This window comes from Mesorhizobium loti, from assembly GCF_013170705.1.
Classification (GTDB): Bacteria; Pseudomonadota; Alphaproteobacteria; order Rhizobiales; family Rhizobiaceae; genus Mesorhizobium; species Mesorhizobium loti_D.
On record NZ_CP033334.1, the window covers coordinates 1,288,305 to 1,303,659 of the forward strand.

A 15,355-nucleotide genomic window follows, 5' to 3' on the forward strand; every position below is an offset into this window, starting at 1 on the left:
CAAGCCGGTGCGCGGTTCATATCGCACGCCAAATCACGGCACTGAAACATCTTGTGCCGATGATTGAACGCGCCGGATGCCGGCGCGTCCCGCCTGACCTTCGTGAACACCATTCGCCGCATTGCACCATTCCGCGCCGCCCGCTATCTCCTCCCAATCGAGAGAGGGACAAAGCCATGCGCATTGAAGCCATAGCCATCGGAAAGAATCCGCCTGAGGACATCAACGTCATCATCGAAGTGCCGATCGGCGGCGAGCCGATCAAGTATGAGATGGACAAGGAGGCCGGCACGTTGTTCGTCGACCGCTTCCTGCACACCTCGATGCGCTACCCCGGCAATTACGGCTTCGTGCCGCACACGCTGTCGGGTGACGGCGATCCGATCGACGTGCTGGTCTGCAACACGCGCGCGCTGGTGCCGGGCTGCGTCATCAATGTCAGGCCGATCGGCGTGCTGGTGATGGAAGACAATGCCGGTCAGGATGAAAAGGTCATCGCGGTGCCGTCGCCGAAGCTGACTCTGCGCTACGAGAACGTCACCGAATACACGCATCTGCCCGACATCACGCGCCAGCAGGTGCAGCACTTCTTCGAGCACTACAAGGATCTCGAGCCCGGCAAATGGGTCAAGATCGAAGGCTGGCACGATTCCAAATATGCCAAGAAGATGATCGTCGAGGCGATCGAACGGGCAAAGAAGAGCAAGTAGGCGACTCGGCTTTCGTCATCCCAGGACGGAGCAGCCGCGAAGCGGCGTCGTGTAGCCCCTGGTATCCATGCCGTGATTTCTGCGCAGTGCCCGCGGTCCCCGGGGGTCTGCGACGTATCGCTGCGCTCCGGAATGACGAAGTGACGGGCGCTGCGGCCAATCTCCAACGTGCCTAATTATCCACCCGGCCGAAGGGCGGCACATCGCCGATGGCGGTGTGCCGGTCCTTGCCGCAGGCAAAGGTGCGCGCCTTTTCGTCGGCGAGTTTTCGTGCCTGATCGTTGGCTTGCGGGTTACCGGTGGCGAGGACAAGGCCGATCGTGCAGCTTTCCCGCGCATCCATCTGGCCAACCTTGGCTACGAGCAGGACGTCGATCGACTTGTTCCCGTCCTCGCCATTGCTGATCGTGCGGCGGTGGATGACCGCGAAGGGCACGGCCTTGTCGCCATTGGTTTCGATGCGCCATTCGACCTTGGCTCCGGATGAATTGAAGCCTGAAAAACTCTCCCATGCGGACGTCATGTCGCCGCCCGGCGGAAAACCGTAAAACAGCGATTCGCGGGCGTCGTCATAGGCGATCAGCACGGGATAGCCGCGGTAGCCGGAGCAGGCGAGATCGGCCCAGTCGCCATCGCCTTCTCCGGCTTGTGCGTAGGTCACGCAGTCCTTCTTCCAGTCGAGGTCGGTGTAGGCGCTGGAAATGTCGCCGGCCAAGGCTGCCCGGCAGAGACCGGCTAGGGCAAACGGGATCAGAACGGCACGCATGACGGACACCTCCGGTTCGGGCCGGACCAGCGTACCGCCAATCGCTATTTCTTCAAGCTCGCTTCGATCAGCAGATCGGCGTTGCGGGCAACCGACTGCGCGGGGCCGCCGAGCCCGAACAACTGGCCGCTGATATAGGCGCCCTCGATCAAGAGCAGCAGCCCGTCGCCCAGCGTATCGGCGTCGCCGGCGCCCATCGCCGCGGCCATGGCGCGCAGGCGGCGGCGCAGTTCCTGCTTGTTGTCTTCACTCACCACGCGCGCCGGATGGCCGCGCTCGGGATATTCGACCGCCGCGTTGGTCATGCCGCAACCGCGATATTCCGGCATCTGCGTGCGTTTGCCGATGCGGGTCAGGAAGGCTCCGATCTGCGCCCGTGGATCGCCGGGATGGGCGTTGACCGCCTCGTCGAAACGCCCCCAGAACTCGAGGTCGTACCGCCTGAGATAGGAAGCGGCCAATTCGTCCTTGGACGGGAAACTGCGATAGAGGCTGGGCTTGGTGACGCCGGCGCGCCTGACGATCTCGTCGACGCCGATCGCCCTGATGCCGCGCCGGTAGAACAGGTCATACGCCACGTCGAGGATCTTCTTGGCGGCCTTCGGCGGCGCCGGTGCGTGACCGTCGCTGATCGTCAGTTCAATATTTTTGTCGGTTGGCATCATGGGACTCGATTGACAATGTTACCGATCGGTACGTATACATGCTCCCTTATTGCAACGTACCGGTCAGTAACATGGTAGCTCAATCCCGTCCGTTTGGCCAGCGCTACGCTTTCGTCGTGGTCGGTGTCATCTTCCTCTGCCTGCTGATCGCGGCCGGCCTGCGGTCCGCGCCCGCCGTCATGATGCTGCCGCTGGAAAACAGTTTTGGCTGGCGGCGCGACGTCATCTCGCTGGCGGCCGGCGTCGGCATCCTGCTCTATGGCCTGACTGGTCCGTTCGCCGCCGCGCTGATGGAGCGGATCGGGCTGCGCCGCACGCTGATCGCGTCGCTGGTGGTGATGTCGGGCTCGACGGCGCTCAGCCTGCTGATGACCGAACCCTGGCATCTGTTCATCACCTGGGGTGTCTTCTCGGGTATCGGCTCGGGCGCTGTCGCCAGCGTGCTCGGCGCCACTATCGTCAACCGCTGGTTCAAGACCAATCGCGGCCTGGTCATGGGCTTGATGTCGGCCTCAAGTGCAACCGGCCTGCTGGTGTTCTTGCCGCTGCTTGCCTCGCTGGCGCAATCCGGCGGCTGGAAGCCGGTCGCCATCGCGGTCGCGATCGCCACCGCCTGTCTTCTGCCGCTGGTCTGGCTGCTGGTGCCGGAGCGCCCGGCCTCGATCGGCATGGTGCGCTATGGCGCCGAGGCCGATGACGTGCCGCCGGTCTCGCCCGCATCGCAAGGCAATTTCCTGGCGCATACGCTGAACACGCTGCGCCGCGCCGCCGGCACGAGGGTGTTCTGGTACCTGTTCGCCACTTTCTTCGTCTGCGGCTTCACCACCAACGGGCTGGTCGGCACGCATCTGATCGCCTTTTGCGGCGATATGGGCATCGGCGAGGTGCAGGCCGCGGGCCTGTTGTCTATGATGGGTATTTTCGACCTGATCGGCACGACGCTGTCGGGCTGGCTCACCGACCGCTTCGACCCGCGCAAGCTGCTCGGCGTCTACTACGCCATCCGTGGCCTGTCGCTGATCTACCTGCCCTATTCCGGCTTCTCGGCCACCAGCCTGATCATTTTCGCCGTGCTCTACGGTCTCGACTGGATCGCAACCGTGCCGCCGACGCTGCGGCTCGCCAACGAGGCGTTCGGCGACCGCAGCGGCCCGATCGTGTTCGGCTGGATCGTTGCCGGACATCAGGTCGGCGCCGCGGCCGCGGCCGCCTTTGGCGGCACCATGCGCGAACTGCAGGGCAATTACGAACTGGCCTTCCTCATCGCCGGCATGACGGCGATCGCGGCGGCCTGTATCTCGCTGCTGATCAACACCAGCCGGCCGGCATTCGACCCGGAACCGCAGGCAGCTTGAGGTGGTGAGGCCTTATAATCTCCCCACTCGAGGGGAGATGTCGCCGAAGGCGACAGAGGGGTGCTGGCGCGTGAAGCGCTGACGTCCCGCGCCTGCGAAAATGAGTTGAGCCCGGTCGAACCGACCCCCCCCTCTGGTCTGCCGGCCATCTCCCCCTCAAGGAGGGGAGACTGGCAGCTTAGACCCCGCCAGTTCCGCGATGAGGATTCTAATCCGGGTAGCAGACCATTGGAATGTTCGGCCAGACGGCGGTGTCGCAGTTGGCGGCGTCCTGGCGCTGCTTGAAGGCGGCGGTGACCGGGCCGGTCACCACCGGATCGACGCCGTCGGGCGCATCGGCGAAGACCTGTTCGGCCGGCGCATTGGACGGCAAGGCCGGCCGTGCCTCCTTAAGCGTCGCGGCCGACTGTGCGGCATTGGCCGCCAGCAGCATGGCAAAGGCCGCGGATGCGATGAGCGGCCAAAAACGATTGAGTTTATCGGTCATGATGTTCGAACTGTCCGGGTCCTGAAAGGTTCCCGCCTTGGTTAACAAAATCATCTCACACGCAGATGCTTAAGATTTGATGAGTATTTGGTGTCGCGCGTCCTCTTTCGCAAATGCGAAAAACCCTGTATGAGCCGCGCAACCGAAAGAGGCGGCGCCTTTGGCCTGCTGCCTGCAACGCTCCCGAGACCAGAACATGAAACTCCGTAATATCGCGATTATCGCGCACGTCGACCATGGAAAGACAACCCTTGTCGACCAGCTTTTGAAGCAGTCCGGCTCCTTCCGCGACAATCAGCGCGTCGCCGAGCGCGCCATGGATTCCAACGACCTCGAAAAGGAACGCGGCATCACCATCCTGGCCAAGGCGACCTCGGTCGACTGGAAGGATACCCGCATCAACATCGTCGACACCCCCGGCCACGCCGATTTCGGCGGCGAGGTCGAGCGCATCCTGTCGATGGTGGATTCGGCCATCGTGCTGGTCGATGCCGCCGAGGGTCCGATGCCGCAGACCAAGTTCGTCGTCGGCAAGGCGCTGAAGGTCGGGCTGAAGCCGATCGTCGTCATCAACAAGATCGACCGCCCGGACGCTCGTCATGTCGAGGTGGTCAACGAGGTGTTCGACCTGTTCGCCGCGCTCGACGCCACCGACGAGCAACTCGACTTCCCGATCCTCTATGGTTCGGGCCGTGATGGCTGGGTTTCGGAAAATCCGGAAGGCCCGAAGGACCAGCAGCTGGCGCCGCTGTTCGACCTCATCGTCAAGCATGTGCCGGCGCCGACCGTTCATCCCGGCCCGTTCCGCATGATCGGCACCATCCTGGAGGCCAACCCCTTCCTCGGCCGCATCATCACCGGCCGCATCGAATCCGGCACGCTGAAGGCCAACCAGGCGGTCAAGGTGCTGCACCATGACGGCACCCAGATCGAAACCGGCCGCATCTCGAAGATCCTGGCTTTCCGCGGCCTCGAGCGCCAGCCGATCGAGGAAGCCCAGGCGGGCGACATCGTCGCCATCGCGGGCCTGTCGAAGGGCACCGTCGCCGACACGTTCTGCGACCTGGCGGTTACCGAGGCGCTGCATGCGCAGCCGATCGATCCGCCGACCGTGACCATGTCGTTCCTCGTCAATGACAGCCCGCTCGCCGGAACCGAAGGCGACAAGGTGACCAGCCGCGTCATCCGCGACCGCCTGCTGCGCGAGGCCGAAGGCAATGTCGCGCTCAAGATCGAGGAATCGCCCGACAAGGATTCGTTCTTCGTCTCCGGCCGTGGCGAATTGCAGCTCGCCGTGCTGATCGAGACCATGCGCCGCGAAGGCTTCGAGATCGCCGTGTCGCGTCCGCGCGTCGTCATGCAGAAGGGCGAGAACGGCGAATTGCTGGAGCCGGTCGAGGAAGTCGTCATCGACGTCGACGAGGAGCATGCCGGCGTCGTCGTGCAGAAGATGTCGGAGCGCAAGGCCGAGATGGTCGAGTTGCGCCCGTCGGGCGGCAATCGCCAGCGCATCGTGTTCCACGCGCCGACGCGCGGCCTGATCGGCTACCAGTCGGAACTGTTGACCGATACGCGCGGCACCGCCGTGATGAACCGGCTGTTCCATGCCTACGAGCCCTACAAGGGCGAATTGCCAGGCCGCACCAACGGCGTGCTGATCTCCAACGAGCAGGGCGAATCGGTCGCCTACGCCATGTGGAACCTGGAAGACCGCGGCCCTATGGTCATCGACCCGGGCGTCAAGGTCTATCAGGGCATGATCATCGGCATCCACTCCCGCGACAACGACCTCGAAGTGAACGTTCTGAAGGGCAAGAAGCTGACCAACATCCGTGCCGCCGGCAAGGATGAGGCGGTCAAGCTCACCCCGCCGATCCGCATGACGCTCGAACGCGCGCTGGCCTGGATCCAGGACGACGAGCTGGTCGAGGTGACGCCGAAGACCATCCGCCTGCGCAAGCTCTATCTCGATCCGAACGAGCGCAAGCGCTTCGAGAAGTCGGCCAAGGCGGTCGGCGCGGCGTAAATTTTTCTCCAGACGATTTCTGAGAGGGGCGGAGCATCACATGCTCCGCCCCTCTCTCGTTCATCCGCCGGCCGCGCTGATGATCGCTTCGTGGTCCGGCTCGCCGGCCAGGTCGACGCGGATCGTCATTCCCTGGCGGGCCGGCTTGCGCAAGGCCTTGGCTCCGTCCGGATCGATGACCAGCAGGCGCCGCTCCTCCAGCGCCTGAAGCCGCGAGCGCGAAATGCCGAGCTCATTGGCGAGCAGACGATCGAGCCGGAGCGATGTCGGCATTTCCAGCCCGAGCCGCAGTTCCAGGATCGCCGGGCTTTCCCTGGTATCGCCGAGCAACCGCTTGCGGACGGCGACATCGGCAAACTCCTCGACACGCCCCACCCGGTTGCGCAAGGCGACGATGTCGAAGGCATGGCGCCGCGCCAGCCCCGGGTCGTTGCTTTCGAGTGCCTGCAGCAGTGCGGGTTCGATGTCGCGGCGGTTGCAGCGTTCGAAAATGCCGAAATTCCAGGAATTGTCGCAATCGACGCAGCGGTAGATCAGCCACACGTCGATGCGCTTGCCATTGGCGTTGACGCGGAATTTGCCGCTGCAGCGATAGGCCTTCACGCCGCCGCAGCGATTGCAGTTGATGAGCGGTTGAGGTGCGATTGCGGGCGTGATCGCCCAGTGGATACGTACAGCGGAAGACATGCCGATAAGCCCTTCCCGTCGGGAAGTTCATCAGGTCGGCAATGTCGAGATGCCCATGCGGGCGCGGCGTGGCGGTAGGCTGCGGAGATGGTGAAGTCAGGTGTCGCCGGCGGAAAGCGCGCGACAGCGGTTCAGCAGTGCCAAACCGGTCTCGAACCGCCGCCCAGAAGAACACATGAACATGAAACAGGCACCACGGATGCGGTGCCATGCGAGTGTGTCGGGGGAGTTGACGAGACCGGCGGTTACTGAGGCAAAGTGAAGCTCGAAATTGTTTCGCGGCGGCTCTTCTAGCGGCGTGACGCCGCGCCGACAAGCGTCTTTTTCGTCGGTGCTACCGCAGGTCGACCGCATGCGCTAGTGTCAGGCTTAAGAGCTTGTCAGACAGAGATATTGGCCATGCATCTTACCTCGTTGCTGATTTTCGCCGCCGCCTTGTTCGTCGCCGCCGGTTCGCCCGGTCCGTCGATCGCCGCACTCGTGGCGCGTGTCATCGCGAAGGGCTTTCGCGACGTGTTTCCGTTCCTGCTCGCCATGTGGATCGGCGAGGGCATCTGGCTGTCGCTGGCGGTGTTCGGGCTGGCCGTGGTGGCACAGACCTTTCACTTCGCCTTTGTCGTGGTGAAATGGGCCGGTGTCGCCTATCTCGCTTACCTAGCCTGGAAGATGTGGACGGCGCCCGTCGACGCGAAAGAGGGCGAGATGCCGCGCGAGGATTCGCCGGCGAAGCTGTTTTTCGCGGGCATGGCGGTGACGCTCGGCAACCCCAAGATCATGATGTTCTACCTGGCGCTGCTGCCGACCATCATCGACCTGGCATCGGTCAGCATTGTCGGCTGGGTTGAGTTGACGGCGACCATGGCGGTGGTCCTGATCGCCATCGACCTTGCCTGGGTGCTTGCCGCATCGCAGGCGCGCAAGCTCCTGAAGAGCAAGCGCGCCATGAAGATCGCCAACCGCGTCAGCGCCACCACGATGGCCGGTGCCGCCGCGGCGATCGCGGCACGATCCTGAGGCGAGGCGTCAGCCCATCATATTGATGATGGGGGCGATCTCGACATTGCAGTTCGGCATGGCCAGCATCGGGCAGCCCTTGGCCTTCTCGGCGGCATCGTCGATATCCCTGGCCTCGATGATCGAGTAGCCGCCGGTCGGGTTGCTGCCGCCATTGTTTTCTATCTTGCCACCCGGCATGACGGTCTTCGACATGCCGACCGGATTGCCAGGGTCGACAACAGCCGAACCAAGCTTTCCAAACCAGCCTGTCCAGGCGTCGGTCATCGCCTTTCGCTCGGCTTCACTCGTCGGCATCTTGCCGGAGCCGTGATAGACATAGAGAAACTTCGCCATGTTCTCCTCCCTTGATGAGCGGCATCGAACCGGCACGCGGTCATGCCGCCTGCCGATCATCGGACCAAACCGGCAAACAAGCAACGAGAATGAGGGATGCCTAATGTAAGGCGTTGTTGGGCTGCTGCCGAGCCTCACCGTGCCATGGCGTGGTATTCGTCGTTCGGGCGCATGTCGATCGCCGCTGCCACGCGGTTCGACATGTTGAAGAAGGCCGAAGTCGAGGCGATGTCCCAGATGTCGCGGTCGCTGAAGCCGGCCTGACGCAAAGCCGCCCGATCGGCCTCGACGATTTTTGCCGGCTCCTCGGTCAGCTTGACCGCGAATTCGAGCATGGCGGTCTGCCTCGACGAAAGAGCGGCGGCGCGGAAATTCATCACCATCATCTCGCCGAGCGCCGGGTCGCCGGACAGCTGGCGCACCGCCGCGCCATGCGCGGTCAGGCAGTAATAGCAATGGTTGATCGAGGAGACCGCGACCGCGATCATCTCGCGCTCCAGCTTCGACAGGCCCGAATCACCCAGCATCAGATCGTTGTACATGTCGGTGAAGGCGCGCAGCTTCTTGTCGTCGAAGGCGTAGGCCTTGAGCACGTTCGGAACCAGGCCGAGCTTCTCCTCGCATTTGGCGAAATAGGCCTTTGTCGGTTCGCTCAGTTCCCTTGAATCGAGATCAAGCGCGGTGATCTTGCCGGTCATGGTCATTTTCTCCTCTTCGGGCGCGGCCTTGCCGCGGAATTCGGATAATTCTCGGCAAGCCGTCAAACCTTTGTCGCCAAACAGCGGTCATCTGCTACGATAGTCGTAAAAGCATTCGACGGGAGGCAATAGCGTCATGGCCAGCGTGAAATCCGCAGCGAAGCCGAAGAAAAAAACCACATCAGCGACAAAAACCGAGGAAAGGCCTGCCCGGCTCGCCGATTACCTGCTCGCGCGCGCGCCCGCCGAAGACATCGCCGCCTATGACGTGGCCGACCTCGAACGCGCCGCCGACCTCGCCGGCCAGGCGGTCGCCAGGCACAAGAAGGGCGCGTGCGTTGTTGCCGTCGAGGCCGATTCGGGCGTCGTTCGCGAAGGCCGGCCGGTGACGGTCATTACCGTCGTCAACGACAACATGCCGTTCCTGTTCGATTCCATCCTCGGCGAGGTTACCGAGACGTCGGGTGAGCCGACATTGGTCACCCACCCGGTCATCACCGTGCGTCACGGCAAGCGCGGTGTCGAGGAAATTCTGGGAGACGGCAATTTCGCCAAGGACGACGGCAATCACGACCGGCTGAGCGTCATCCACGTCCATATCCCGCGGCTGACGGCGGACGCGGCAAACGCCTTGACCGAGCGGTTGCGCAAGATGCTTGGCCAGGTCCACGCCGCCGTCAACGACTGGAAGCCGATGCTGGCCCGGCTCGACCAGGCGATCTCCGAGTTTCGCTATTCGCCGGTGCCGCTCGACAAGAAGAGCGTGGCCGAGGCGATCGCCTTCCTGGAATGGCTGCGCGACGACAATTTTACTTTCCTCGGCATGCGCGAGTTCAAATACACCGGCGGCGAGGAAAGCGGCAATCTGGAGCGCGCCGACAAGCCCGGCCTCGGCATCCTCAGCGATCCCGACGTGCTGGTGCTGAGGCGCGGCACCGAAGCGGTGACGACAACGCCCGAGATTCGCGCCTTCCTGCATGGGCCGGAGCCGCTGATCGTCACCAAGGCCAATGCCAAGTCTTCCGTGCACCGGCGCATCTATCTCGATTACATCGGCGTCAAGACCTACACGGCCAAGGGCGTGTTGTCGGGTGAACTGCGCATCGTCGGCCTGTTCACCTCGACCGCCTACACGCGGTCGGTGATGAAGATCCCGTATCTCCGGTCAAAGGCCGAGACCATCATCGCCAAGTCCGGCTTCGACCGGCATGACCACTCCGGCAAGGCGCTGATCAACGTGCTGGAAAGCTATCCGCGCGACGAACTGTTCCAGGTGCCGGTGCCGATCCTGCGCAAGCACGCCGCGGCCATTCTGGGGCTGATCGAGCGGCCGCGCGTTCGGGCGCTGGTGCGCGCCGACCAGTTCGACCGCTTCGTCTCGATTCTCGTCTTCGTGCCGCGCGACCGCTACGACAGCGTCGTGCGCGAGAAGATCGGCGCCTATCTCAAGACCGTGTTCGAGGGCCGGCTGTCGGCCTATTACCCGGCCTTCCCCGAAGGCGGGCTGGCGCGCGTGCACTTCATCATCGGCCGCTCAGGCGGCAAGACGCCGAAAGTCGAGCAGGCGACGATCGAGGCGGCGATCCGCGACATCGTGCGCACCTGGGAGGATGCCCTTTCCGACGCGGCGGACGCCGATGGCGGCGACCAGGCGTTGAAGGCCATCGCCGCAAGGCTGCCGGAAAGTTATCGCGACTCCTTCAGCGCGGCGGTGGCGCTGGTCGATGCCGGGCGCATCGCCAGGATCAGCGCCGACAATCCGATCGCCATCGACTACTACCGCCATGCCGAGCAGAAGCCGCATCAGGCGGCGCTGAAGATCTATCACCATGGCAGCCCGGTGGCGCTGTCGCGGCGGGTGCCGGTGCTGGAAAACATCGGCTTCCGCGTCATCAGCGAGCGCACCTTCGAGGTCGGCGACGACCAGTCCGGCTTGGTCTTCATCCACGACATGGAGCTGGAGAACAGCTACGGCAAGCCGATCGACCTTACCGATGGCGGCGCGCTGTTCGAGGATGCGTTCCTGTCGGTGTGGCGCGGCGATGTCGACAATGACGGTTATAACGGCCTCGCCCAGACAGCCGGCCTGTGGTCCGGTGAAATCACCATCCTGCGCGCCTATGGCCGCTATCTGCAGCAGGTCGGCATTCCGCAAAGCCAGGATTTCATCGCTGCCGCCCTCAATCGGTATCCCGAGATCGCGCGCGGCCTGCATGCGCTGTTCATTGCCCGGCTTGGCCCCACGGCCGAGGGCGAAGGGGTGGTGGCGGCAAAGCATCTCAAGGCCAAGATCAAGGATGCGCTGGAGGATGTGCCCAACATCGATGACGACACCATCATCCGCCGCTATCTCAACCTGATCGAAGCCTCGCTGCGCACCAATCATTTCGTTGCCGATACGAAGCAGAAAGGCCAGTCCCTGGCGATCAAGCTCGAGTCGCAGGCGGTCGAAGGGCTACCGGCGCCACGGCCGTGGCGCGAGATCTTCGTCTACGGGTCGGAGGTCGAGGGCCTGCACCTGCGCTTTGGCCCGGTGGCGCGTGGCGGCCTGCGCTGGTCGGACCGTGCCCAGGACTATCGCACCGAGGTGCTCGGCCTGGTCAAGGCGCAACAGGTCAAGAATGCCGTCATCGTGCCGGTGGGCGCCAAGGGCGGTTTCTTCCCCAAGCGCCTGCCGGCGGGCGGCAGCCGCGACGCGATCTTCGAGGCGGGCACCTCCGCCTACAAGAATTTCGTCTCCAGCCTGCTGTCGATCACCGACAATATCGGGCTGGACGGTGTCATTCCGCCAGCGGGTGTCGTGCGCCGCGACCAGGACGACCCCTATTTCGTCGTCGCCGCCGACAAGGGCACGGCGACCTTCTCCGACACCGCCAACGCCATCTCCGAGAAGCACGGCTTCTGGCTCGACGATGCCTTCGCCAGCGGCGGCTCGGCGGGCTATGACCACAAGAAGATGGGCATCACCGCCAAGGGTGCCTGGGAAGCGGTCAAGCGGCATTTCCGCGAGATGAACCGCGACATCCAGACATCGCCTTTCACCGCCGTCGGTGTCGGCGACATGTCGGGCGACGTGTTCGGCAACGGCATGCTTCTGTCCCCGAAAACCAGGCTGATCGCCGCCTTCGATCACCGCGATATCTTCATCGACCCCGATCCGGACATGGCGGCCTCGATGGCCGAGCGCGAGCGCATGTTCGCGCTGCCGCGCTCGAGCTGGCAGGACTATGACAAGAGCAAGCTGTCGGAAGGCGGTATCATCGTCTCGCGCAATCAGAAGTCGATCACCTTGCCGGCCGCGGCGGCGGCGGCAATCGGCCTCGGCAAGACGACCGCCACGCCGGTCGAGATCATGACCGCCATCCTGAAGGCGCCGGTCGATCTCCTGTGGTTCGGCGGCATCGGCACTTACTTGAGGGCATCCACCGAAACCAACGCCGAGGTCGGCGACCGCGCCAACGATGCCATCCGCATCACAGCGCTTGACGTGCGTGCCAAGGTGATCGGGGAGGGCGCCAATCTTGGCGTCACGCAGCGGGCGCGCATCGAGTTCGGCATGAATGGCGGCCGCTGCAATTCCGACGCCATCGACAATTCGGGCGGCGTCAACTGCTCCGACGTCGAGGTCAACATCAAGATCGCGCTGGCGTCGGCCATGCGCAAGGGATCGCTGACGCGCCCTGCACGCAACAAGCTGCTGGCCGAGATGACCGAAGAGGTCGGCGGGCTGGTGCTGTCCAACAACTATCAGCAGACGCTGGCGCTTTCGATCGCCCGCAAGCGCGGCCTCGCCGACATCGCGCACCAGGCCCGGTTCATGTCGGCGCTCGAAGCGCGCGGCCTGCTCGACCGTGCCGTGGAAACACTGCCGTCACCGGCGGCCCTTGCCGAGCGCGAAGCACGTGGCGAGCCGCTGACCAGGGCCGAGCTCGGCGTGCTGCTCGCCTATGCCAAGATCGTGCTGTTCTCCGACATCGTCGCTAGCGACGTGCCCGACGACGCGCATTTCGACCGCGATCTGATGGGCTATTTCCCGGACCGGATGGCGAAGAAATACGCGGCCGAGATACATGGCCACCGACTGCGCCGCGAAATCATCGCCCGCGTCGTCGCCAACGACCTCGTCAATCGCGGCGGCCCTTCCTTCGTCAACCGGCTGCAGGAGGCCACGGGGCGCACCGCCGCCGACGTGGTGCGCACTTTCGCCGTGGTGCGTGACGGCTTTGCGCTGCCGGTGCTCTATCGCGAGATCGACGCGCTCGACAACCAGATCGACGGCCAGGTGCAGCTCGATCTCTACCAGATGGTCAGCCGGCTGATCTACGTGACCAGCGGCTGGTATCTCAAGAACGATACCGGCATGGCACCCCTTGGCCAGCGCATCGCGGAACTGCAGGAGGCGCGCAGGGCGCTGGAGCCGAAGCTCGTTTCGCTGCTGCCGGCGTTTTCGCGCGAACGCATCGAGGAGAAACGGCACGGGCTGTTCAAGGCCGGCACGCCTGAGCGGCTGGCCGAACAGCTGGCGCTGAGCGAGGTGGCGGAACTCGTCCCCGACATCGCGCTGACCGCGCGGATGGCAAATGCCGACATCGTCGCCGCGGCAAGGGCGTTCTTTGCCGTCAGCGATGCCTTCCGGATTCCCCGCGTCGAGGATGCCGCGCGCTCGATCACGCCTTCGGACTACTATGATCAGCTTGCGCTTTCGCGCGCTACCGACACGATTGGTGCGGCGCGTCGCGGCATTGCGGTCGCGGCACTCACCGGTCATGCCAAGGCGGGGGATCCGGTCGCTGCATGGCTGGAAGCCGGCGGCGAACGCGTGGCGCGCATACGCGAGCGGCTGCAGGCGCTGACCGAGGGCGGCGACATCACCGTGTCGCGGCTGTCGGTCGCGTCAGGGCTGATGAGCGACCTGACGGGGATGTGAGCAGGTTCGTTTCGCAAGCTGGCGCCGCCCCTCATCCGGCTGCCGCCACCTTCTCCCCGTATAGTGACGGGGAGAAGGGAACAGGGCGCAAGGCCGGCGCCCATTCCGCGACGTAGACAATTGGTGAAATCCGCCGCAACAGCCTCTTTCTCCCCGTCACTATACGGGGAGAAATGCCCGGCAGGGCAATGAGGGGCGGCGCGACGCTTGTCATTTGCATGAGCATCGGAAAAAATGCAGACATGGCGCCCGACGCGGGCGGGCCAAAGGAATCATCATGGCGGTAGAGACTGTGCAGCGTGCGTCCGGACGCGGCATCTGGGGATGGATGTTCTTCGACTGGGCGGCGCAGCCGTTCTTCACGGTCGTCACCACCTTCATCTTCGGCCCCTATTTCGTTTCGCGCATGGCTGGCGATCCCAACACCGGCCAGGCGGTCTGGGGCTACGGCATCGCGGCGGCCGGGCTGGTCATTGCCGTGCTGTCGCCGGTCCTCGGCTCGATCGCCGACCAGACCGGTCCGCGCAAGCCATGGATCGCTTTCTTCGCCGCGATCAAGATCACCAGTCTCGCCTTGCTCTGGTTCGCCGCGCCGGGCTCGAACCTGTTCCTGATCGTGGCGCTGTTTTCGCTGGCATCGGTGGCGGCGGAATTCTCCACCGTGTTCAACGATTCGATGATGCCGCGGCTGGTGCCGAAGAGCGAGATCGGCCGCATCTCCAACACCGCCTGGGGCCTCGGCTATCTCGGCGGCATGATCGCGCTGATCTTCGTCGTCACCTGTCTCGCCGGCTCGCCGGCGACCGGCAAGACGATCATCGGCATCAACCCGCTTTTCGGGCTCGACCCGAAGCTTGGCGAGGATGCGCGCGCCACCGGGCCGCTGTCGGCCGGCTGGTACTTCCTGTTCATCCTGCCGATGTTCTTCTTCACGCCGGATGCCATCAAGGGCATTCCGATCGGGCCAGCGGTGCGTGAAGGCCTGTCGGAGCTGAAATCGACGCTGGCCGAGGTACGCAAGCGCGGCGGCATCTTCCGCTTCCTCGTCGCCCGCATGATCTACCAGGACGGCGTCAACGCCTTGCTGGCGCTTGGCGGCACCTTCGCGGCGGGCATGTTCCACTGGTCGATCACCGAGATCGGCATGTTCGGCATCATCCTCAATGTCGTCGCCATCTTCGGCTGCTGGATCGCGGCCCGGCTCGACACCGCGCTCGGCTCCAAGGCGGTGGTGATGATTTCACTGGTCATGCTGTCCGTCGCCACCATCGGTGTCGTCTCGACCGGTCCTGGCTTCACCTTGCTCGGCCTGATCCAGCTCCCGACCACCGACTCAGGTGGCCTGTTCGGCACGGCCGCCGAAAAGGCCTACATCATGTATGGCCTGCTGATCGGGCTGGCCTTCGGTCCGGTGCAGGCGTCGTCGCGTTCCTACATGGCGCGCAGCGTCACGGCGGCGGAATCCGGCCGCTATTTCGGCATCTACGCACTGGCCGGACGAGCGACCAGTTTCCTGGCGCCGTTCCTGGTGGCGACCATCACCGCGCTGAGCGACTCGGCGCGGCTTGGCATGGCGGTGATCATCCTGTTCCTCGGCATCGGCATGGCGATACTGGTTCGCACGCCATATCCGGCGGACCGGCCGGCGGAATAGCGCTTTACCCTCCCCGTCGAGGGGAGGGTA

12 protein-coding genes are annotated in these 15,355 nt (G+C 64.2%); 6 read left to right on the forward strand and 6 right to left on the reverse strand.

Going from position 1 to position 15,355, the window contains the following annotated elements:
- The first annotated feature begins 176 nt into the window (after window positions 1-176).
- Window positions 177-710 carry an inorganic diphosphatase gene (gene ppa, locus EB815_RS06240; protein WP_056575002.1) on the forward strand — a complete coding sequence of 178 codons (534 nt, stop codon included), beginning with the start codon at window positions 177-179 and terminating at the stop codon, window positions 708-710.
- A gap of 172 nt (window positions 711-882) precedes the next feature.
- Here ppa and EB815_RS06245 read toward each other — a convergent pair whose 3' ends face one another.
- Together EB815_RS06245 and EB815_RS06250 are read right to left on the reverse strand one after the other, a co-directional pair.
- Complete coding sequence (locus EB815_RS06245; protein WP_056576425.1) at window positions 883-1,476, reverse strand: hypothetical protein; 594 nt, start codon at window positions 1,474-1,476, stop codon at window positions 883-885.
- A 44-nt stretch (window positions 1,477-1,520) separates the two neighbouring features.
- Window positions 1,521-2,138 (reverse strand): TetR/AcrR family transcriptional regulator, encoded by a 618-nt coding sequence (locus tag EB815_RS06250; protein WP_056576428.1) that lies wholly within the window; start codon window positions 2,136-2,138, stop codon window positions 1,521-1,523.
- A 74-nt stretch (window positions 2,139-2,212) separates the two neighbouring features.
- Between EB815_RS06250 and EB815_RS06255 the strand changes: the two genes are divergently transcribed.
- Window positions 2,213-3,496 (forward strand): MFS transporter, encoded by a 1,284-nt coding sequence (locus EB815_RS06255; protein ID WP_056575005.1) that lies wholly within the window; start codon window positions 2,213-2,215, stop codon window positions 3,494-3,496.
- A gap of 208 nt (window positions 3,497-3,704) precedes the next feature.
- Here the strand turns inward: EB815_RS06255 and EB815_RS06260 are convergent, their stop codons facing one another.
- Window positions 3,705-3,983 carry a hypothetical protein gene (locus EB815_RS06260; RefSeq protein WP_244494121.1) on the reverse strand — a complete coding sequence of 93 codons (279 nt, stop codon included), beginning with the start codon at window positions 3,981-3,983 and terminating at the stop codon, window positions 3,705-3,707.
- 196 nt (window positions 3,984-4,179) lie between these two features.
- Here EB815_RS06260 and typA point away from each other — a divergent pair, with 196 nt between their 5' ends.
- Window positions 4,180-6,009 (forward strand): translational GTPase TypA, encoded by a 1,830-nt coding sequence (gene typA, locus EB815_RS06265; protein WP_056575012.1) that lies wholly within the window; start codon window positions 4,180-4,182, stop codon window positions 6,007-6,009.
- 60 nt (window positions 6,010-6,069) lie between these two features.
- On the opposite strand, the gene EB815_RS06270 is transcribed toward typA, so the two are convergent.
- Window positions 6,070-6,696 (reverse strand): DUF1062 domain-containing protein, encoded by a 627-nt coding sequence (locus EB815_RS06270; RefSeq protein WP_056575016.1) that lies wholly within the window; start codon window positions 6,694-6,696, stop codon window positions 6,070-6,072.
- A 399-nt stretch (window positions 6,697-7,095) separates the two neighbouring features.
- Here EB815_RS06270 and EB815_RS06275 point away from each other — a divergent pair, with 399 nt between their 5' ends.
- The gene (locus tag EB815_RS06275; RefSeq protein WP_056575019.1) at window positions 7,096-7,710 is read left to right on the forward strand and encodes a LysE family translocator; all 615 of its coding nucleotides are present in this window, start codon (window positions 7,096-7,098) and stop codon (window positions 7,708-7,710) included.
- Between the two features lie 9 nt (window positions 7,711-7,719).
- Here the strand turns inward: EB815_RS06275 and EB815_RS06280 are convergent, their stop codons facing one another.
- On the reverse strand, window positions 7,720-8,046 hold the full coding sequence (locus EB815_RS06280; RefSeq protein WP_056575027.1) for a YciI family protein: 327 nt from the start codon (window positions 8,044-8,046) through the stop codon (window positions 7,720-7,722).
- Window positions 8,047-8,180: 134 nt separating this feature from the next.
- A complete protein-coding gene (locus EB815_RS06285; protein WP_056576433.1) occupies window positions 8,181-8,744 on the reverse strand; it encodes a peroxidase-related enzyme in 564 nt (187 codons plus the stop codon).
- A 136-nt stretch (window positions 8,745-8,880) separates the two neighbouring features.
- Here EB815_RS06285 and EB815_RS06290 point away from each other — a divergent pair, with 136 nt between their 5' ends.
- Complete coding sequence (locus EB815_RS06290) at window positions 8,881-13,671, forward strand: NAD-glutamate dehydrogenase (RefSeq protein WP_056575030.1); 4,791 nt, start codon at window positions 8,881-8,883, stop codon at window positions 13,669-13,671.
- 277 nt (window positions 13,672-13,948) lie between these two features.
- Window positions 13,949-15,325, forward strand: coding sequence for an MFS transporter (locus tag EB815_RS06295; RefSeq protein WP_056575031.1), 1,377 nt, complete (start codon window positions 13,949-13,951; stop codon window positions 15,323-15,325).
- Window positions 15,326-15,355 lie beyond the last annotated feature (30 nt).